Origin of the sequence: Bailinhaonella thermotolerans, assembly GCF_003594875.1 — a bacterium.
GTDB classification, from domain to species: domain Bacteria; phylum Actinomycetota; class Actinomycetes; order Streptosporangiales; family Streptosporangiaceae; genus Bailinhaonella; species Bailinhaonella thermotolerans.
The window spans coordinates 488,155-508,366 of record NZ_QZEY01000002.1; the positions used below are offsets into that span (position 1 = coordinate 488,155).

Consider the following 20,212-nt stretch of genomic DNA (forward strand, 5'->3'; position numbering starts at 1 on the left):
TGAAGCTGGCGGCGCGACCGGACGCGCGAGAGACTCGATGATCCGGGGGAAGAGTGAGCACGACGACGAAGGGACTCGCATGCAGGAGCTCCGTCTCGTCGCGGTGAGCGAGGACGGCACCTACCTCGTGCTGGCGACGGCCGGCCGGGGTACGCGGTTCACGCTCCCCGTGGACGACCGGCTCCGAGCCGCGGTCCGAGGCAACTTCTCCCGTCTCGGCCAGTACGAGATCGAAGTGGAGAGTCCGTTGCGCCCCAAGGAGATCCAGGCTCGTATCCGTGCGGGTGAGACCGCCGAGGAGATCGCGGCCACCGCCGGCATCCCCGTCGAGCGGGTCCGCTGGTTCGAGGGTCCCGTGCTCCAGGAGCGGGAGTACATGGCCCAGCAGGCGCAACGCGTCCCCATCCGCTTCCCCGGCGCGTCCACGCCCGGCCCCGCGCTCGGCGAGCTCGTCGCCGAGCGGCTCGGCCGCACCGGCGTGCCCGCCGAGGAGATCGACTGGGACTCCCGCAAGCTGGACGACGGCACCTGGCGCGTGAAGCTGGGCTTCATCGCCGAGGGCCAGACCCGGCACGCCGAGTGGGTCTTCGACCCGCGCCGCCGCCACCTGGCGCCCGCCGACGACACCGCGGGCAAGCTCACGGCCGAGGAGTTCGACGGGTCGTTCCTGGAGGACGAGACCGTCACCCGGTTCGCGCCGCGCCTGGCCGCCAAGCTCCAGCCCGTGCCGCCGCTCCAGCCGGTGCCCGCGGCCCCGCTCCGCGAGGAGCCGCCCGCCACCGAGCCGCCGCGCGTCTCCGACCCGATCGCCGACGCCATGCAGGTGGTGGCCGAGCCCGCCCCCGAGCCGGTCCCCGACCCGGTGCCGCATCCCGCTCCCCCGGCGGACGAGCCCGCGCGCCCCGCGATGGTCATCGAGGACCCGGTCCCCCTGTCGCGCCCGCGTCCCCACATGCCGCCCCCGGCCCTCCACGAGGAGCCCGCCCCGGCGCCCAAGATCACCCCGGCTCCGGCTCCCGCGGCGCAGCCCAAGCCCGCCCAGCCCAAGCCCGCGGCGCCCGCGGCGAGCGCCAAGCCGGTGACCCCGGTGGCGTCCCCGCCCCCGGCCGACAAGCCCGCGCCCAAGCCGGCCGCCAAGCCCGCGAAGCCGCAGGCGGCCCCCGCCGCGTCGGCCAAGCCCGCGCCCGCCAAGCCCAAGCCGGCCCCGGAGGAGCCCGCCGAGGAGGCGCAGGCCGCGGAGACGGACCAGAAGGACCAGAAGGACCAGCCCCAGCAGCCGCAGCAGGCCCGTCCCGCCCGCAAGGCCGCCGGCGGCCGGGGCCGCCGCGCCTCCGTCCCCACCTGGGACGAGATCATGTTCGGCGCCCGCCGCCAGGACTGACCCCCCGGCCCCGCGCGGCTCCGAGCACGACCCTGCCGGGCCGTACGACCGCGGCGCGAGAAGGGCGGGTCACGTGGTGCGGAGAGCGGCAGGGCGGCACCGCCGCGCCGGCCCCGGGCGTAACCTCTCGCGCCCGGCGGGAGAACGGCCGAGCGGAGGCGGACCGTCCACCGAACCCCAAGCGGAGACCGGTATCTCCCTGGGACACCGCGCCGGCCACACGACCCCGCGTCCGCACGAGTGACCCCTCACACCGATCACTCGATCTCGATCCCGCAGTTCCCCCCATACGTTGATCGGCGCGGCGAAGGGCCGGTCACCCGGACGTACGCCAGAGGCGCCGCCGGAAGTCGCCGCCGGGAAGTCCCCCGCACCCGCGTGCCCCCTCGCGCCCAACCCGAGATGGTCGGCCCGCCCCCGAAACCCCCGATGTCGCCTCGCCCCCCGGGCCCCGGCTCCCAGCTCCCGGCCCCCGGCTCCCGGCTCCCGGCCCCAGGCTCCCGGCTCCCGGCACCGGCATCGGCACCGGCACCGGCCACTGGCGAGCGAACACAGGTCCCGGCGGCCCCGCACCGCGCTAGATCCCTCCCGCCCGGCACCACCTGAGGCTCCGGCGCGAACCACGAACCGCCGCGACGCGAGGACCGGGGACGACCGACGCGCCGACCCCAACTCTCGCCGTGATCATGCAGTTTTAATCACACAGTGTGCGCAAAACTGCATGATCACGGCGAGAGAAGGCCACGGGGCGAGGAAAAGCGGCGCACGCGAGGCGGAGCGCGGAAGAGCCGCACACACGGAGATGGAGCACCGAAGAGCCGCGCACACGAAGGCGAGACGCGGAAAGGCCGCGCACACGAAGACGAAGCGCGGAAGAACCGCGCACACGGAGACGGGACACGGGAGAGCCGCACACACGGAGACGGAGCACCGAAGAGCCGCGCACACGAAGGCGAGGCACGGAAAGGTCGCGCACACGAAGACGGGACACGGGAGAGCCGCGCACACGGAGACGGAGCACCGAAGAGCCGGGCACGCGAAGGCGAGGCGCGGAAAGGGCCGCGCGCACGGAGGCGAAGCGCGCCAGAGCCGCGTGCGGGGAGGCGGCCGTGGGAGGAGCGGGGCGTGAGGGAGAGCGGCATAGAGGGGGGAGGAGGATGTTCCCGGCTCTCCTTCGCGGTGATCATGCAGTTTTGAGCACAACGTGTGATTAAAACTGCATGATCACCGCGAAGGGGGAGGGACGGGAGGGGAGGGCCTGGCGGGCGGGTGCCGCCCTGGGCTCGCCTCCGCCGCACGGCCGCCGGCGGGGCCGGGCCGTGGCCGGAGGCGGGACGCGTCTTCGCGGCGATCGCGCGGTTCCCGGGCCTCGGAGGCCTGAACCGGAGCGGCCGGCGCCGGTGTGAGGGCTTCCGGGGCCGGGGGCGGGTCGCTCAGGGGCGGGTCGCTCAGGGGCGGGACGGGGGGTCGGGGGCGAGGAAGGGGGTGATCCAGGCGGGGGTCACGGCGGCGGCGAAGGCGACGGCCTGGTCGGTGTCCACGTCGAGGGCGGTGTAGCCGCCGGAGCCCGCACCCACGCCGGCGATGACCGAGACCACGCCCGACTGACGCTGGAACCACGTCTGGCGGAGGGTCCACCCGACGACGGCGCGGCGTTCCACCACGGCCTGGGCGCGGCGGAGGGAGCCGGAGCGGACCGAGAGGCGGGTGCCGTCGAAGCCGTGGCCGAGCTGGCGGTAGCGGTCCAGGCCCAGCGGGACGCCCAGGAGAGCGAGGACGACGCCGGCCGCCAGGAGCGGGGTGAAGCGGAGGAGGAGCCCGGCCAGGGCGGCGGCGAGCCAGGGGGCCACGGCGCGGAAGAGGCGGCGGCGCAGCGCGGCGGGCGGGTGGGGCAGGAGCTCGCCGGTGAACGGGCCGGCCACGAGCTCGGCCACCGCCAGGGCGGCGCGGCGCGGGGCCACCGGCAGGAGCTGGCCCCGGGTCTCGGAGTCGCCGAGGCCCGCCACGATGGCCCACAGGCGCACCACCTTGGCCTTGCGCTCCAGGACGCCGTCCACGATCTCGTATCCCCGGACGCGGCGGTGCTCCAGGGACACGCTGCGGCGGGTGACCAGCCCGCGCTCGGCCACCAGCGACGCCCCGCGTGAGCGGAGGGTGAAGTCCCAGTTGAAGACGGCGTACATGATCGTGCCCGCGACCGGCATGAGCAGGACCAGCAGGACCGCGGCGCAGACCAGCAGCACGGGGTTGTCCCGCACCCATTCGTACGCCCGGAACGCCTGCTCGCGGTCCACGCCCAGCTCGTCGGTGAGCTGGTACAGCACGCCGATGGCGCTGCCCAGCACGGCGAACGGCGTCAGCAGGTACGCCCCGGACAGCGGGCCGTAGCGCAGCCACGCGCGGGGGGCGCGGGCCAGGACGGGCTCCTCGCCGCCCTCCTCGGGGCGGGCCACGTGGGCGCCGGACGGCACGGGCGCGAGCCGCAGCAGCAGGCCGCGCAGCCGTTCGGCCTCGTCCGGGGTGACGCCGTTGAGCTCGCCCTCCTGAGCCTCCTCGCCGCTCGCGCCGGTGTCGATGCGCACGACGACGAGGCCGAGCAGGCGGTGCAGCGGGGTCGCGCTCACGTCCACGCCGCGCACCCGCTCCAGCGGGATCGTGCGGACCGAGCGCGAGATGAACTGGCGGGTGAGCTCCAGCCGGTCCCCGGCGACCTGGTAGGTGAACGTCGCCCAGCGGATGACCGCGTAGACGACCGTGCCGAACACGCCCAGCGCCGCGAACCCGAACGAGACCGGCGAGAACCCGCCGAAGAACAGCACGCCCACGAGCGGCAGGAAGATCGACGGCAGCATGCGCACCGGGTCGATGAGCAGCACCCGCGGGCTCAGCCGGTGGGTCGGGTAGGCGAAGACCGGGGGCGTGTCGCCGTACGGCGAGGACACCCGCTCCGGCGGCGCGTAGGGCGGCGGCTCCAAGCCGAGCAGGTACGGCGCGCCCTCCGCCCCCGGCCGCACCGGGGGCGGAACCTGCCCGGGCCGCCCCGGGCCCGGACCGGGCGGGGCCGTACCGGGCGGAACCGCCGCACCCGGCGGAACCGGGACACCGGGCGGAACCGGGACACCGGGCGGAACCGGGACACCAGCCGGAACGGACGGGACCGGCGAAGCAGACGGTCCCGGCGCGCCAGAGGGCATCGGCGCCCCCGGGGGCGCGGGCGTGACCGGGGGTTCCTCGTCTCCGGCCGCGGCGGGCGCGTCGGCGGCCTCCGCCCCCCGGCCGGCCTCCGCCCCCTGGCCGGTCCCGTTGCTCTGGGCGTCGCCGTACGGCCGCGCGCTCCCGGGGGCCTCGCCGGAGCCGGAGCCGGGCCCGGACTCGGGGCCGGGCTCGGGGCCGGGCTCGGGCGGCGCGGCGGAGGCGGAGGCGTCCGGGGGGAGGGGTTCGCGGCGGGGCGGCGGGCCCGGGGCGTCGGTCACGTGGCGTCGTCCCTGAGCTCGTGGGCGCGGACGGCGAGGTCCTCGGCCAGCCGGGCGGCGACGTCGTAGTCGAGGCCCTTGATCGAGGAGGACCCGGCGTGGGAGGCGGTGCGGATCTCCAGGGTGGACAGGCCGAGGGCGCGCTCCAGCCACCCCTGCGTCTTGTCCACCGTCTGGATGCGGCTGACCGGCACGAACACCCACTCGCGGCTGAACCAGCCGGACCGGGCGTAGACGACGTCCTCGGTCAGCTCCCAGCGGTGCACGGCGTAGCGCCACACCGGCTCGATCACGACGAACGGCAGCAGCACGGCCCCGACGGCGATCGGCACCCACCAGACGTGCTCGACCAGCCAGTCCGGCAGCCAGGAGAACCGGCTGGAGTCGATCCAGGAGGCGGCGATCGCGGTGCCGCCCACGACGAGCACGAACCCGATGACGCTCTCGACGGCCCACTGCGCGACCGCCCGTTTCGACAGGCGATGCGCGGGTTCACGGAGTCGTACGGCTGTCACGCCTCAAGCCTAGAGCTTCTCAGCCGCGTGTCAGCGGATCACGGCGCGTATCAGCCCGCTGTCAGCGTCTCCCGGCAACCTGGGCGCGTAATCCCCAAAGCGGCGAGAACGCGGAGGAATCCACTCACATGAGCTACGCGATCCAGGCCGAGGGCCTGGTCAAACGCTTCAAGGAGACGACGGCGCTGGGGGGCGTGGACCTGTCCGCGCGGCCCGGGACGGTGCTGGGCCTGCTCGGCCCGAACGGCGCGGGCAAGACCACGGCGGTGCGGATCCTGGTCACCCTGCTGCGCCCGGACGCGGGCCGCGCCGAGGTGGGCGGGTACGACGTCGTCCGGCAGGCGCACCAGGCCCGGGCGATGATCGGCCTCACCGGGCAGTACGCCGCCGTGGACGAGACCCTGACCGGGGCGGAGAACCTGGTCATGATCGGCCGGCTGCTGGGCCTGTCCCGGCCGGACGCCCGGGCTCGGGCGCGGGAGCTGCTGGCGCGCTTCGGCCTGGCGGACGCGGCGGAGCGGGCCGCCAAGACGTACTCGGGCGGCATGCGGCGGCGTCTCGACCTGGCCGCCAGCCTGGTGGGGCGGCCGCGGGTGCTGTTCCTGGACGAGCCGACGACGGGCCTGGACCCGCACAGCCGCAACGCGCTGTGGGACATCGTGCGGGAGCTGGTGGCCGAGGACGTGACGGTGCTGCTGACCACGCAGTACCTCGACGAGGCCGACCGGCTCGCCGACGACATCGCGGTGGTGGACCACGGCCGGGTGATCGCGACCGGCACGCCGGCCGAGCTGAAGACGCGCACCGGCGGGCTGGTGCTGGAGGTGCGGCCGGCCGAGCCGGAGCGCCTGGACCTGGTGCTGGACGTCATGCGCGAGGTCATCGGCGCGCGGCCCGAGCTCGACGGCGGGCTCGCCGTCGCGGGAGTGAACGACCCGGCGGTGGTGCCGGCGATCGTGCGCCGCCTGGACGACCTGGGCGTGGTCGCGGCCGAGCTGTCGCTGCGCAGGTCGAGCCTGGACGAGGTGTTCCTGGCCCTGACCGGCCGGCGGGCGGCGGGCGCGGAGACGGAGCCGGAGGAGCCGGAGGAGACGGAGCTGGAAGGGGCGGGGGTATGAGCGCGGTCACGGCCTCCCGGCGGGTCGGCCCGCTGGACACGGCGCGGCACACGATGACGCTGGCCTGGCGGGGGCTCGTGCAGATCAAGCACAACCCGATGGAGCTGCTCGACCTGAGCGTGCAGCCGATCATGTTCGTGCTGCTGTTCACGTACGTCTTCGGCGGCGCCATCGCCGGTTCCCCCGGCGAGTTCCTGCAGTGGGCGCTGCCCGGGATCATCGTGCAGAACGCGCTGTTCGCCACGCTCGCCACCGCCGTCGGGCTCAACGTGGACGTCGAGAAGGGCGTGTTCGACCGGCTGCGCAGCCTGCCGATCGCCCGGACCGCGCCGCTCACCGGCCGCGTCCTCGCCGACCTGGCCAAGCAGGTGTGGTCGCTGGCGCTGGTGCTCGCGATCGGCCTGGCCCTGGGCTTCCGGATCCAGACCGGGATCGGCGGCGTGCTCGCCTCCGCCGCGCTGCTGATCGTGGTCGCGCTCGCGATGTCGTGGATGTCGGTCCTGATCGGGCTCGCGGCGTCGAGCGTGGAGAAGGTGCAGATCTTCGCGTTCTCGCTGATGCTCCCGCTGACCTTCACCAGCAGCGCGTTCGTGGACATCCGCACCATGCCCGGCCCGCTGGCCACCTGGGCCGAGGTCAACCCGGTGACGTACCTGTCGGACGCCATCCGCGGCCTGCTCCTGGGCGGTCCCGTCGCCGCCCCGGCCACCCGCGCCCTCCTGTGGTCCGCCGCGATCGCCGTGGTCTGCGCCCCGCTGGCGGTCCGCGCCTTCCGCCGCCGCGCCTGACCCCGCCCCGCCGTACGGCCGGCGCCCCGTCCCCGTGCCGTACGGCGGCGCGGGCGCATGATGCCCCGTGCCGTACGGCGGGCACCGGGCGCATGGCCCGTGCCGTACGGCGGGCGTCAGGGGGCGCGGGCGGCGAGCTCCTCGACGGCGGCGGGGCCGAGGCGGCGGCCCCGGGCGAAAGCGGCGGCGTATTCGGCGGGACCGAGCTCCGCCTCGCAGCGGGCGGCGACGCGGAGCAGGTCGTGGTGGGAGGCGTCGTGCATGCCGCGCACGCGCTCGGCGGCGCCGAGGAGCACGGCGGCGTCGCCCGGGCGGCCCTCCAGGACGGCGGCCCCGGCCAGGCCGACGAGGGTCTGCGCGGCGATGAAGGCGTCGGCCCAGCCCTCCCTGGTCATGGCCCGGGCCTCGGTGTGCAGGGCCCGGGCGCGCGCCGCGTCGCCGCGCTGCTCGGCGAGGAAACCGGCGCAGGACACCAGCAGCGGCCGGAGCTGGGGGATCATCAGGGACGAGCGGTCCAGGACGGCCGTCGCCAGGTCCAGCTCGCGGGCGGCCTCGTCCAGGTCGCCGTCGACGCGGGCCAGTTCACTGCGCACGTGGTGGAGGAAGACCAGCGAGGACTCGTCGGGGCCGTCCCGCAGGGCCGCTTCCGCGGCGGCGAGCACGTCCCGGGCGCGTTCCCGGTGGCCGAGCAGCCCGAGCAGGTGCGCGAGGCGCAGGCGCAGGTGCACGAGGTCGCCGTCCGCCCCGACCTCGGCGGTCAGCCGGATGGCCTCCTCCAGCGCGGCGACCGCGCCCGGGCCGTCGCCGCGCATCGCCTGGATCTCGCACCGCACCGACTGGGTGAACGCGACGCCCCACCGCTCGCCCAGCGCGTGGAAGCCCTCGGCCGCCGCGTCCAGCTCCCGCGCGCCCGTCTCGCCATGACCCCGGTTGAGCAGCAGGATGCCGCGGAACATGCGCGCGGCGGCGGCCACCCAGGGGTCGGGGTCGGCCACGAGGAGGCCGAAGCGGCGCAGCGCCTCGGACTCCTCCCCCGTGAAGACCGTCGCGACGGGTTCGAGCAGGGCGTCCACCGGGTGCCGGTCCGCGCCGTCGCGGGGGTCGCGGTGGGCCATGGCGTCGGCGAGGAGCCGCCCGGGGTCGCCCGTGAGCTGGACCGCGTCGAGGTTGTTCAGCAGGCACAGGGCGTAGAGGCGGCCGGCGCGCGGCACCGGGCGGCCGTGCGCCTCGTACAGGTCGAGCACCTCCCGGGACCTGCGCGCGCCCTCTCCCCGGCTGCCGCGCAGGTACCAGTACCAGCCGAGGGCGGCGGCCAGCCGTACGGCGCGGGGGACGTCGCGGATGTCGATGAGGAAGCGCAGGGCGGCCAGGAGGTCGTCGTGGTCCGCGCCCAGGCGTTCCAGCCACCGGAGCTGGTCGCGGGTGCGCAGCAGCGGCTCGGCGCGCTCGGCCAGGTCCAGGAAGCGCAGCGCGTGGGCGAGCCGCACGCGCTCCTCCTCTCCCGACTCCGCCAGCCGCTCGGCGCAGTACGCCGCGACGGTCTGCAGCATCCGGAACCGCCCGCCCGAGGCCACGACGAACGACTTGTCCACCAGCCGACCCAGCACGTCCAGCACGTCCTCGGGGCCGGGATCCCCGCTCCCCGGGGCCGCGGGGCCGGGATCCCGGGAACCGGGACCGGGGTTCCCGGGGGCGGGGTTCCCGGGGGCGGGGCCTTGAGGGGCGGGCGGGGAGGCGCAGACGATCTCGGCGCTCTCCAGGTCGGCGCCGCCCGCGAAGACGGACAGGCGGCGGGCGACCGCGCGCTCGGCGTCGTCCAGCAGGTCCCAGCTCCACTCCACCACCGCGCGCAGCGTCCTGTGCCGGGGCAGCGCGGTGCGGCTCCCGCCCGTGAGCAGCCGGAACCGGTCGCCCAGCCGTTCGGCGAGCAGCCGCACCGGCAGGGCGCGCGCCCGCGCGGCGGCCAGCTCGATCGCCAGCGGCAGGCCGTCCAGCGCCCGGCAGATCGCCGCCACCGCCTCCTCGTCGGACAGGTCGACGTCGGGCCGTACGGCTCGCGCCCGGTCCGCGAACAGGCGCGCGGCCGGGTAGTCCAGCACCGGCCGCCCCGGCCCGGCGTGATCCGGCCCGGGGCCGCCCCGCCCCGTGCGGTCCGGCGTCGCTCCGGCGCGCTCCGGCGGCACCGGCAGCGGCTCCACCGGGTGGCAGTGCTCCCCGGCGATCCCCAGCCGCTCCCGGCTCGTCGCCAGCACCCGGACGCCGGGGCACTCGGTCAGCAGGCGCTCCGCCAGCCGCGCGACCTCCTCGACCAGGTGCTCGCAGTTGTCGAGCACCAGGAGCACGCGGCGGCCGGCCAGCGCGGCGGCCAGCCGTTCCACGGGCCCGCCCTCGCCGGCCCCGAACCGCGGCGGGCGCAGCAGCGACTTCTCCCGCAGCCCGAGCGCCCCCGCCACCGCCTCGGCCACCGGCTCGGGCGGCCCGTCGCCCCGCCGCAGCGGGGCCAGCTCCACCACCCGCACCGCCTCCGCGGCCCCCTCCAGCGCCGCCCCCTCCAGCGCGGCCACCTCCAGCGCGAGCCGCGTCTTGCCCGCCCCGCCCGGCCCGAGCAGCGTGACCAGCCGCGCCTCGCGCAGCAGCGCGGACACGCGCGCCAGGTCCTCCTCCCGCCCCACGAAGCTGCTCAGCCGCCCCGGCGCCCCCGCGCCGCCGCCCACGCCGTACGGCCCGGTGGCCCGCGCCCACGCGGCGCTCTCCGCGACTCCGTCCCGGCCCGGCCCGCCCCCACCGGGCCCCGCGTCACGGGGCCCCGCGCCGCCCGGCCCCGCGTCGGCGGGCCCTCCATCGACGGGGACGACGGGCACGGTTCCCGGGCCGGTCACGCGCGCGCCGCCGCCCGGCGCGCCCGGCCGGTCCGCGATCGGCGGCCGGTCCACGCCGTGCTCCGCCCCTGCCGCCGCGGGGCGCCCATCCGAGGTCCCGGCTCCTCCGGGGGCCGCGCTAGCAGCGGCCGCCCCCGCCGCCGGTTCCGGCCGGCGCGAGCCGTACGGCCCGGCGGCGCGGGCGGCGGGAGGCCCGGCGCGCCCGGCGGGCTCGGGGGACGCGAGGGGTTCGAGGGGTTCGAGGAGTTCGGGGGGCTCCGGGGGCTCGCGGAGGAGGCGGAGGTGGAGTCGGGTGAGGGCGGGGCCGGGGTCGGCGCCCAGGGCGTCGGCGAAGGCGCGGCGGGCCTCCTCGTAGGCGGCCAGGGCCTCCACCCGGCGGCCCTCGGCGTGCAGGGCCCGGATGAGGAGGGCGCGGGGCCGCTCGCGGAGGGGGTGCGCGGCGATGAGGGCGGCCAGCTCCCGGTGGAGGCCCTCGGTGCGGCCCAGGAGGAGTTCGGCCTCGGCGAGGTCCTCCTCGGCCTCCAGCCGGGCCGACTCCAGCCGGGCGACGGCGGCGGCCCCGGCGGAGCCGGGCACGTCGGCCAGGGCCGGGCCGCGCCACAGGGACAGGGCCTCGCGCAGGACGGCGGCGGCCTCGGCCGGGTGCCCGCCCGCCCGGCCGCCAAGGGGCCCGCCCGGCACCCCGCCCGGCCCGCCGCCCCGCCCCCGGCCCGGAGCCCCGCCCGGCCCGCCTCCCCGCCCCCGGCCCGGCAGCCCGCCCGCGACCCCATGCGCGAACCCGTGCGTGAACCCGTCCGTGAACCCGTCTGTGAACCCGTCTGTGAACCCGTCCGCGGTCCCGCCGGGCAGGAGGAGGCGGCCGCGGGCGGCGAGGACCTCGAAGCGGCGGGCGTCCACCGCCCCGGGGTCGGCGGCCAGGCGGTAGCCGTACGGGAACCCCTCGACCAGCGCGGGGTCGCCCAGGGCGGCGCGCAGGCGGGAGACCAGGGACTGGAGCGCGTTCGTCACCCCGGCGGGCGGCCCGGCGTCCCACACGCCCGCGACCAGCTCCGCCGCGGGCACGACGCGCCCGGCGCGCAGGGCCAGCAGGGACAGCAGTGCGCGCAGTCTCGGCCCCCCGATCTCCACCGGCGTGTCCCCGGCGCGGACCACGAGGGGGCCGAGGACGTGGAACGTCAGCGCCCGGTTCTCCTCCACGCCCCGATTGTCGTGGAATTCCCCACGTTCGCGCCCCGGCGCGGCCCGCATGTCACGCGAACACCCCGCGAAGCGCGTACGATCGGCAGGCGATGGTGAGGAAAGAGAGATCGGTTGTGCGCCGGGTCACTGGTGTGACCGGAGCGCTGGCGCTGCTGCTGAGCGGCTGCGGTGTGATCGGCAGCGGCTCGGGCGCCACTCCCGCGGACCTCACCGTCACCAGCCCCGCCTTCCGCGACGGCGCGCGCCTGCCCAAGCAGTTCACCTGTCACGGCGAGAAGCTCAGCCCGCCCCTGCGCTGGTCGGGCGTGCCCGCCGGCGCCAAGGCGCTCGCGCTCGTCGTGGACGAGGTCGGCACGACCTCCGGCGCCACGGTGCGCTGGGTGATCTACGACATCGACTCCAGGAAGATCGAGATCACCGAGAACGCCGTTCCGCGGGAAGCGCGGCAGGCTCGCACTTACGATGGCAAGGAGGGCTACCAGCCGCCCTGCGAGCGCGAGAACAACTACCGGTTCACGGTCTACGCGCTCCGCGAGCGGCTCAACCTGCCCGACGGGACCGACGTCGCGACGGCGCTCTCCGAGATCGCCGCCCAGACCGTCGCCCGCGGGCGGATCACCGCTGCGCACCTTGAGTGACGCGGTTCTCGTCGCTTCATGACGAAGCCCGCGGATCTTCACGTAGGGTGTGACAACGGTCATAGTGGTCGAGCACAATCGGATCCAATCCTCTGGCGCTGGTTATCAACAGGGGAAGATCGCGTCGATGGCCGCGCGGTCCCACCGGCGTCGCCGACAGGCCATGGCTTGAGGGTGGTGCAATGCTTCCGGTGATCCTGGGACTCGTCGCCGTAGTGCTGGTGGTACTCGTCGTCGTGGCACTGGGCATCCGGTCCAAGGCCCGGGCCGAGGACGCCGGGCAGCCCGCGGCCCGGCGGCGTCCCGACGCCGGCGGCGAGCCGCAGCGGCGTGGTCCGGGCGACCCCGGACGGGAGGCCCCGCGCGGCGGCCGGCAGCCGGCGCGCCCGTCGGGCAAGGCGAAGCAGGGCCCGCGCGGCCGCCGCGGCGTCGACGAGTGGGGCGACACCGACGACTACGACGCCGACTACTGGGAGCGCCTGGCCGCCGACGAGGGCGGCTTCGGCGGCGCCCTGGCGACCAAGCGCGGCGCCAGCCGCCCGGCCGCCCCCGAGGGCGAGTCCGATTCCCCCCGCGCCGATTCCCCCCGCGCCGACTCCCCCGCGCCGCGTTCCACCGGCTCCCGCTCCTCGCGGCGCCGCCGGGCCGAGAACGCCGACGCCGACGCCACCGCGACCATGGCCGCGCAGCCCGCCGCCAAGCCGGTCACCGACCCGGTGCACTCGGTGCGCTCCTCGTCGTTCGACGCCCCCTCGGCCTTCGACGCGCCCCCGGCCGGCGCGGGCGCCGGATCCCGCGGCAAGCCCGCCGACAAGAGCCCGGCCTACGACGCCGCCGACTCCAAGACCGTCAGCTTCGCGCTGCCCGGCCGCGACACCGTTCCCGCCGCCCCGGCCCCGTCCGCCGCCCCGGCCGACCCGCTCGCCTCGCCCTCCCTGGGCGCCGGCAACCGCGTCGCCGGGCGTGACGGCGCCGCCCGCGCCGACCTGCTGACCGACCCGTTCGCGGCGCAGTCGAACGACCCGCTCGCCACCCGCCCGTCCGGCGACTCGTACGGCTCGCGCACCGGCACCGACCCGTTCGCGCGGCCCTCCGCCGGCTCCACCGGCTCCACCGGCTCCACCGGCGACTCGTGGGGCCGCGGCTCGTCCGACGGCCTCTCCGGCCCGCTGCCCGGCGGCCGGTACGGCGACGACCCGCTGCTCGGCGGCTCGCGCCGCGACTACGCCGACCCGCTCGGCGCGCCGGCCGGCTCCGCCTCCACCTCGTCCTCCGCTTCGGGCGACTCCGCGTCCGGCTCCGGCTCGTGGCCCGCCTGGTCCCCGGACCCCGGTACGCCGGCGCCCGGCTCGTCCGGTTCAAGCGGCTCGTCCGGCTCGCCGGGCTCCTCCGGCTCGTCGTGGCCGGGCGAGGGCGGCGCGCCGTACACCTCCTGGCCGGACTCCTCCCCGTCGGCGTGGCCCGACAGCGGCGGCCCCTCCTACGAGATGCCGTCGTCGTACGAGACCCCCTCGCCGTTCGGCGGCTACCCCGAGTACCCCGCCTCGGGGGGCTCCTCGTCCTACGAGGTCGGGTCGGGCTGGGCCGCCATGGACGACGCCCCCTCCTCCCCCGGGTACGACCGGGGCGGCTACTCCGGCTCCTACGAGCTCCCGGTCCCCGGATCCGGCGGCTCCTCCGCGCCGGACTACGGGACGCCGTCGTACGACCCGCCGGGCTCCCCCTGGTCCGAGGGGCGCGAGAGCTCCCCGGGCACCGACCCCTGGGCGTCCTCGTCCTATCCCGAGGAGTACGACCCGGCGGCGCCCACGGGCAAGCACGGCGGGCGCGGCCGCCACGGCCAGACCGACCAGGACTATCCCGACTATTACCGCTGAGGCGCCGACAGCCCGCGAATCTCCGGACACTCCGCAGACCACTCGAACACTCCGCGTAATGCGTTCGTCACAGAATGCCATTAGAGTCGGAGTGTGAACTCTGCTGCGCCCACCGGCCTGCGGGCCGGCGCCGGCCGCGTGCTCCGGCACGACCTGTCGGCGTCCCTCGTGGTGTTCCTCGTGGCGGTGCCGCTGTCCCTGGGCATCGCCGTCGCCTCCGGCGCCCCGCTGCTCGCCGGCCTGATCGCCGCCGTGGTCGGCGGGGTGGTCGCCGGCGCGCTCGGCGGCTCCGCCGTCCAGGTCAGCGGGCCCGCCGCCGGCCTCACCCTGGTCGTCGCCGAGCTCGTCGCGACGTACGGCTGGCGCGCCACCTGCATGATCACGGTGCTGGCGGGGCTGGCGCAGTTCCTGCTGGGCATGTTCCGCGTGGCGCGGGGCGCGCTCGCGGTGTCGCCCGCGGTCGTGCACGGCATGCTCGCCGGGGTCGGCGTGGTCATCGCGCTCGCCCAGCTCCACATCGTGCTCGGCGGCAAGCCGCAGAGCTCGGCGCTGGAGAACGTCCGCGAGCTGCCCGGGCAGCTCATCGACAACCACACCCCCGCGGTCGCGGCGGGCCTGCTCACGATCGCCGTGCTGCTGGCCTGGACCCGCGTGCCCGCGCGGCTGCGGATCGTGCCCGCCCCGCTGGCGGCCCTGGTCGTGGCGACCACGGCGGCCTGGGCGGGCGGCTGGGACATCGCCCGCGTCCACCTGCCCGACTCGTTCGCCGCCTGGAACGGCCCGCTCCTGCCGGAGGGGTCCTGGCAGGGCGTCGCGGGCGGGGTCGCGGCGCTCGCGCTGCTGGCCGGGGTGGAGTCGCTGCTGTGCGCCATCGCGGCCGACCGCATGCACGACGGCCCCCGCGTGGACCTGGACCGGGAGCTGGCCGGGCAGGGCGTCGCCAACATGGTGTCCGGCTCCCTGGGCGGGCTGCCCGTCGCGGGCGTGATCGTCCGCACGACGGTCAACGCCCGGGCGGGGGCGCGCAGCCGCTGGTCCACGATCATGCACGGCTGCTGGGTGCTGCTGTTCTCGGTGGCGTTCGCGTCGGTGATCGAGCTGATCCCGATGGCGGCGCTGGCCGCGCTGCTGGTGTTCATCGGCGTCCAGATGGTCAACCTGGGCCACGTGCGGAACCTGCGCGGGCACCGGGAGCTGCCGGTCTACCTCGTCACGATGGGCGGGGTGGTCGTGCTGGGCCTGGCCGAGGGCGTGCTGATCGGCCTGGGGCTGGCCGCCGTGATCGCGCTGCGCCGCCTCACCCGCGTGTCCGTCGAGGTGGAGCGGGCCGGGGACCGCTGGCACGCGGTGGTGGCCGGGTCGCTGACGTTCCTGAGCGTGCCCCGCCTGACCGAGCGGCTGCGGGCGATCCCGTCCGGCGCCGACGTGGACCTGAGCCTGAACGTCGACTTCATGGACCACGGCGCGTTCGAGGCCATCCACGCCTGGCGGCTCGACCACGAGCGCGGCGGGGGCACGGTGGACATCGACGAGATCCACGAGAAGTGGTACACCGGCGCCGCCACGGGCACTCCCCCGCGTCCCCGCAAGGCCCTGCCCGGGATCCCGGTGCGCTGGTGGCTCCCCTGGCCCGACCGCGGTCCCCGGCCGCGCCCGGCCCGGGACCGGCACCCGGCCCCGCCGGTCACGCCGCGCCCGGCCCCGGCCGACCTGCTGGCGGGCACCCGGGAGTACCACGCGACCACCGCGCCGCTCATCCGCCCGGTGCTGACCCGCATGGTCCGCCGCCAGACCCCCAACCACCTGTTCATCACCTGCGCCGACGCCCGCGTCGTGCCCAACCTGATCACCTCCAGCGGCCCCGGGGACCTGTTCACGGTCCGCAACATCGGCAACCTCGTCCCCCGGCACGGCGCCCCCGTCCACGACGACTCGGTCGCGGCCGCCCTGGAGTACGCCACCGAGGTCCTCAAGGTCCGCACGATCACGATCTGCGGCCACTCCGGCTGCGGCGCGATGGGGGCCCTGCTCAGCGGCGGGGCCAAGACGCCCGACCTGCCCGGGCTCGACTCCTGGCTCCAGCACGGCCACCACACGCTGGCCCGCTTCCTCACCGCCGGGGACCCCGCGGGCCCGGACGCCCCCGCCGCGTCCGGCGAGCGCGGCGACCTGGACCGCCTCTGCCGCCTCAACGTCATCCAGCAGCTCGACAACGTCCTCACCCATCCCCGCGTCCGCCGCCTCGTCGAGGCCGGGGACCTCGAACTCGTCGGCCTCTACTTCGACATCGCCTCGGCCCGCGTCCACCTCCTGGACCAGGACACCTTCCGCCCCATCCGCCACACCCCCTCCCCCTGACCGCGCCGTACGCCCGGGAGGGCGCGCGCGTCGCCGTACGCCCTGGACGGGCCGGGGGGAGCCGGGAGGGCGTCAGGTGAGGTCGGCGACGACGCGGCGGGTGGCCTGGGCGATCAGGGCGTCGCGGGGCTCGGCCGCCGGGGCGGGGCGGTCGGTCATGACGGCGATCACGAGCGGGGGCGCGCCGGGGGGCCAGACCACGGCGACGTCGTTGGCCCTGCCGTACCTTCCGGTGCCGGTCTTGTCGGCGACCGTCCAGCCGCGGGGCACCCCGGCGCGGACGCGGAGGCGGCCGACCGGGGTGGCGTTGCGCTTGAGCCAGCCGGTGAGCAGGGCGCGCTCGGCCTCCGGGAGCGCGTCGCCGAGGATCAGCCGCCGGTAGGCGCCGGCGATCGCCTCCGGGGTGGTGGTGTCGCGCGGGTCGCCGGGGCGCATGGCGTTCAGCTCGGGTTCGTAGTGGTCCAGGCGGGTCACCGTGTCGCCGAGCCCGCGCAGGTAGGCGTTGAACCGCGCGGGGCCGCCGAGATCGCGCACCAGCAGGTCGGCGGCGGTGCCGTCGCTGTGGCGGACGGCGGCCTCGCACAGTTCCCGCAGGGTCAGGCCGGCCCCGACGTGGTTCCGGGTGACCGGGGAGATCGAGTCGATGTCATCGGCGGCGATCCTGATCCGCTTCCGCAGGCCGCCGGCGGAGTACCGGTCCAGGACGGCCGCGGCGGCCAGGGTCTTGAAGGTGGAGCAGAACGCGAACCGCTCCCCGGCCCGGTGGGCCACCACCGCGCCGGTCGCCGTGTTCAGCGCGTACACCCCGAGGCGGGCGCCGTGCCGCCGTTCGAGCGCCCTGTAGCGGGCCGGGTCCGGCGTCGCGGACGGGCCCGGGGTAGGGCTCGGGCTCGGGGCGGGCGGCGCGGTGCCCGGCGGGGTCCGGCGGGGCGCGGGCGGCGAGCCCTGCGCGGCGGGGCCCCCGGCGGCCGTGCATCCGGCGGCGGGCAGGAGCGCGGCGGCCAGGAGCAGGGCGCGGCGGGACGGCCAGGACCGGTCGGCGGGCATTCGGCGGCTCCCTCTGTCTCTCGGGCGGCTCGCGCGGATCGGCTCCCGCGCGGGCCCCGGCCCCTACCAGACCAGAGCGCGCCCGCCGCCGTCCAATAGGCCCGGCCCCGTCCGATCGATCGCCGAACCAATATCGTCCCAGCTCACCGGGCTCGCGTACGCCTCCGCGGCCGCCCGCGCCCGCCGTACGCCCCGGGGACGCACGCGCGTGAGGCCCGCCGTACGCCCAGGGGACGCACGCGCATGAGGCCCCGCCGTACGCCCAGGGGGCGCACGCGCGTGAGGCCCGCCGTACGCCGCCGGAGGCGCCGGGGGCTCAGGGGCGGGCGGTGACGGGGGCGTGGCCGGGCGGGGCGTGCGGGAGGCTGAGCGTGAAGGTGGCGCCCGCGCCGGGGACGCTGGTGACGGACGCGCGGCCGCCGTGCAGCTCGGCGAGGTGGCGGACGATGGCCAGGCCCAGCCCGCTGCCGCCGGTGCGGCGGCTGCGGGACTTGTCGGCGCGCCAGAAGCGGTCGAAGACGTGCGGCAGGTGCTCGGGGGCGATGCCCGTCCCGGTGTCCGCGACCTCGATGTCCACCCCGGAGGGGGTGGCGCGGGCGCGCAGGGTGACGCGGCCGCCGGGGCCGGTGTGACGCAGGGCGTTGACGACGAGGTTGCCGACGGCCTGGCGCAGGCGCACCGGGTCGGCGAGGAGCACCGGGTCGCCCGGGGCCTCGGTGAGCAGGGTGAGCCCGGCGGCGGCGGCGCGCCCCCGGTGCACGGTGGCGACCTGGTCGAGCAGGTCGGCGACCGCGACCGGCTCGGGGTGCAGGCGGAGTTTGCCGGCGTCGGCCAGGGCGAGCTCCTGGAGGTCGTCCACGATGTGCTGGAGCAGCAGCGTCTCCTCGACCAGCGACGCCACCAGCTCGCGGTCCAGCTCGGCCACGCCGTCCTGGGCCGCCTCCAGCCAGCCGCGCACGTTGCTGATCGGCGTGCGCAGCTCGTGGGAGACGTCGCTCACCATCTCCCTGCGCTGCCGCTCCATGCGGTCCAGGTGCTCGGCCATCTCGTTGAACGCCGCCGCGAGCTGCCCGATCTCGCCCCGGTCGCGCACGTCCACGCGAGCGGTGGCGTCGCCCTCGCGCATCCGCCGCACCGCCCCCGTGAGCGCGTGCACGGGCCGGGTCAGCCGGGTGGCGATCAGCGCGCTCACGCCGACCGCGAGCACGAGCACGAGGGCGGCGGCCCCGGTGATGCGGAGCGTGCCGCCCGGGCCGAGTTCGAGGCCCGCCGCCTGCTCGGGCGTGCCGATGAAGAGCACCGCCGGCGGCGCGACGTACGGCCTGAGCTGGGCGCGGCGCTCCTCCGCCAGGCACGCGGCGACCTGCCGCTCGGTGGCCGGCGTGCGGGAGGGCCGGGCGGTCCAGGTGAGGTCCGGCCGCAGGATGACCGGGGACAGGCCCGAGCGGCGCAGGCACGCCGTCACCCGCGTCTGCAGCTCGCGCAGCGCCCTGCGCTCCGTCGCCACGGGTTCGCGCAGCTCGTCCGCCCCGCAGGCCTCCTCCACGCCCAGGGGGAGCTCGCCGGGCGTCCCCGGCGGCGCGGGCATGGGGGTGGGGGCCGCCCGGGGGTCGCCGGCGGGCGCGGACGGCGTGGCCGCCGGGACCGGCGAGAGGACGGCGGAGGCGCGCCCGCCCGGGGCGACGGTGACCCGGCCGGCCACGCCGTACCGCTCGCGGGCGCAGGCCACGACCCGGCCGGCGGCCGCGCGGGAGCGGGCTCGCTCGGCGGCGGTGAGGGTGAACGGCCCGGTGGCGCGGCGGTCGATGCGGTCGGCGGCGGCCGAGGGCACGAGGGTCACGTCCACGGCGAGGGGGTCCACCACGGCCGAGGGGCGCGCGGGGAGCGGCGAGCCGGGCTCGGCGGAGTCGGCGATGACGCGGCGCGGCTCGGTGGTGAGGGCGATCCTGCGGCCGGTGCCGCGGGCCAGCTCGCGGACGAGCGGGGCCACGCCGTCCCAGGTTCGGTGGGTCGCGGCGTATCCCAGCAGCTCGTCGTTGATCCGGGCGTCGCTCGCCAGCGTCTCGCCCTGCTCCTGCCGGATCGTGCCGGACGTGCTCGTCGCGGCGAGCCAGGCCGTCGCCGTGATCGAGCAGATCGCGACCAGGACCGAGCCCGCGAGCAGGCGGACGAGCAGGCCGTGCCCGCGGTTACGCGCCATGCCCGGCCAGCTTGTAGCCGACGCCGTACACGGTCAGCAGGTGCGCGGGCCTGCGCGGGTCCGGCTCGATCTTGCGGCGCAGGTTCATGACGTGCACGTCCACGGTGCGGGCGGTGATGTACCGGTCGAACCCGTTGACGGCCTCCAGGAGCTGTTCCCTGGTGAACACGCGGTCGGGCTCGGCGGCGAGCGTCCGCAGGATCTGGAACTCGGCGGGGGTGCAGGACACCTCCGCGCCCGCCATGGTCACCGTGTGCCGGAGGGGGTCCACGGTGAGGGGGCCCGCGACGTACGTCTCGCGGCCGGAGTCCCGCGCGCGGCGGGCCCGGCGCAGCAGCGTGCGCACCCGGGCCATCAGCTCCCGGGGGCTGTAGGGCTTGGTCATGTAGTCGTCCGCGCCCAGGTCCAGGCCGAGCAGCAGGTCGTCCTCGGTGGACCTGGCGGTCAGCATCAGCACGGCGACGTCGGACTCGGCGCGCAGCACGCGGCACACGTCGAGCCCGTCCACGCGGGGCATCATCACGTCGAGCACGATCAGGTCCGGCGGGCGGCGGCGGGCCTCGTCGATCGCGGCGCGGCCGTCGTGCACCACCTGGACCGTGTGCCCCTCACGCTGGAGATAGCGGCGGACCAGCTCGGCCTGCTTCAGGTCGTCCTCCGCCACCAGCACGTGGGCGCACATCCGCTACCTCCACTTTTGCGTGTTTCGCGGCTTTTGATACGCCGCCGAGACTAAGC

General features: G+C 76.8%; 12 protein-coding genes. 6 read left to right on the forward strand and 6 right to left on the reverse strand.

What is annotated here, in order from left to right; translation table 11 throughout:
* Positions 1 to 79 precede the first annotated feature (79 nt).
* On the forward strand, positions 80 to 1,381 hold the full coding sequence (sepH, locus tag D5H75_RS07340; protein WP_119925566.1) for a septation protein SepH: 1,302 nt from the start codon (positions 80 to 82) through the stop codon (positions 1,379 to 1,381).
* A 1,448-nt stretch (positions 1,382 to 2,829) separates the two neighbouring features.
* On the opposite strand, the gene D5H75_RS43985 is transcribed toward sepH, so the two are convergent.
* Positions 2,830 to 4,395, reverse strand: coding sequence for a PH domain-containing protein (locus D5H75_RS43985; RefSeq protein WP_277949921.1), 1,566 nt, complete (start codon positions 4,393 to 4,395; stop codon positions 2,830 to 2,832).
* Between the two features lie 455 nt (positions 4,396 to 4,850).
* Positions 4,851 to 5,369 (reverse strand): PH domain-containing protein, encoded by a 519-nt coding sequence (locus D5H75_RS07355; RefSeq protein ID WP_119925568.1) that lies wholly within the window; start codon positions 5,367 to 5,369, stop codon positions 4,851 to 4,853.
* Positions 5,370 to 5,497: 128 nt separating this feature from the next.
* Between D5H75_RS07355 and D5H75_RS07360 the strand changes: the two genes are divergently transcribed.
* Together D5H75_RS07360 and D5H75_RS07365 are read left to right on the forward strand one after the other, a co-directional pair.
* Positions 5,498 to 6,487, forward strand: coding sequence for an ATP-binding cassette domain-containing protein (locus D5H75_RS07360; RefSeq protein ID WP_119925569.1), 990 nt, complete (start codon positions 5,498 to 5,500; stop codon positions 6,485 to 6,487).
* A complete protein-coding gene (locus D5H75_RS07365; protein WP_119925570.1) occupies positions 6,484 to 7,275 on the forward strand; it encodes an ABC transporter permease in 792 nt (263 codons plus the stop codon). The genes D5H75_RS07360 and D5H75_RS07365 overlap by 4 nt, the downstream gene beginning before the upstream one ends.
* 116 nt (positions 7,276 to 7,391) lie before the next feature.
* On the opposite strand, the gene D5H75_RS42775 is transcribed toward D5H75_RS07365, so the two are convergent.
* Positions 7,392 to 11,351, reverse strand: a complete 3,960-nt coding sequence (locus tag D5H75_RS42775) for an AfsR/SARP family transcriptional regulator (RefSeq protein WP_242454039.1) — start codon at positions 11,349 to 11,351, stop codon at positions 7,392 to 7,394.
* A 134-nt stretch (positions 11,352 to 11,485) separates the two neighbouring features.
* Between D5H75_RS42775 and D5H75_RS07375 the strand changes: the two genes are divergently transcribed.
* From D5H75_RS07375 to D5H75_RS07385, 3 genes are all read left to right on the forward strand, one after another.
* Complete coding sequence (locus tag D5H75_RS07375; RefSeq protein WP_202637911.1) at positions 11,486 to 11,992, forward strand: YbhB/YbcL family Raf kinase inhibitor-like protein; 507 nt, start codon at positions 11,486 to 11,488, stop codon at positions 11,990 to 11,992.
* A gap of 182 nt (positions 11,993 to 12,174) precedes the next feature.
* Complete coding sequence (locus D5H75_RS07380) at positions 12,175 to 13,869, forward strand: hypothetical protein (protein WP_119925572.1); 1,695 nt, start codon at positions 12,175 to 12,177, stop codon at positions 13,867 to 13,869.
* 93 nt (positions 13,870 to 13,962) lie between these two features.
* Entirely contained in the window at positions 13,963 to 16,227 is a 2,265-nt protein-coding gene (locus tag D5H75_RS07385) for a SulP family inorganic anion transporter (RefSeq protein ID WP_119925573.1), read from the forward strand.
* Between the two features lie 72 nt (positions 16,228 to 16,299).
* Here D5H75_RS07385 and bla read toward each other — a convergent pair whose 3' ends face one another.
* The 3 genes from bla to D5H75_RS07400 form a co-directional block, all read right to left on the reverse strand.
* Positions 16,300 to 17,274: a class A beta-lactamase gene (gene bla / locus D5H75_RS07390; protein WP_119925574.1), complete on the reverse strand. Its 975-nt coding sequence runs from the start codon at positions 17,272 to 17,274 to the stop codon at positions 16,300 to 16,302.
* Between the two features lie 316 nt (positions 17,275 to 17,590).
* Positions 17,591 to 19,474 (reverse strand): sensor histidine kinase, encoded by a 1,884-nt coding sequence (locus tag D5H75_RS07395; protein WP_119925575.1) that lies wholly within the window; start codon positions 19,472 to 19,474, stop codon positions 17,591 to 17,593.
* A complete protein-coding gene (locus D5H75_RS07400; protein ID WP_119925576.1) occupies positions 19,464 to 20,156 on the reverse strand; it encodes a response regulator transcription factor in 693 nt (230 codons plus the stop codon). The genes D5H75_RS07395 and D5H75_RS07400 overlap by 11 nt, the downstream gene beginning before the upstream one ends.
* Positions 20,157 to 20,212 lie beyond the last annotated feature (56 nt).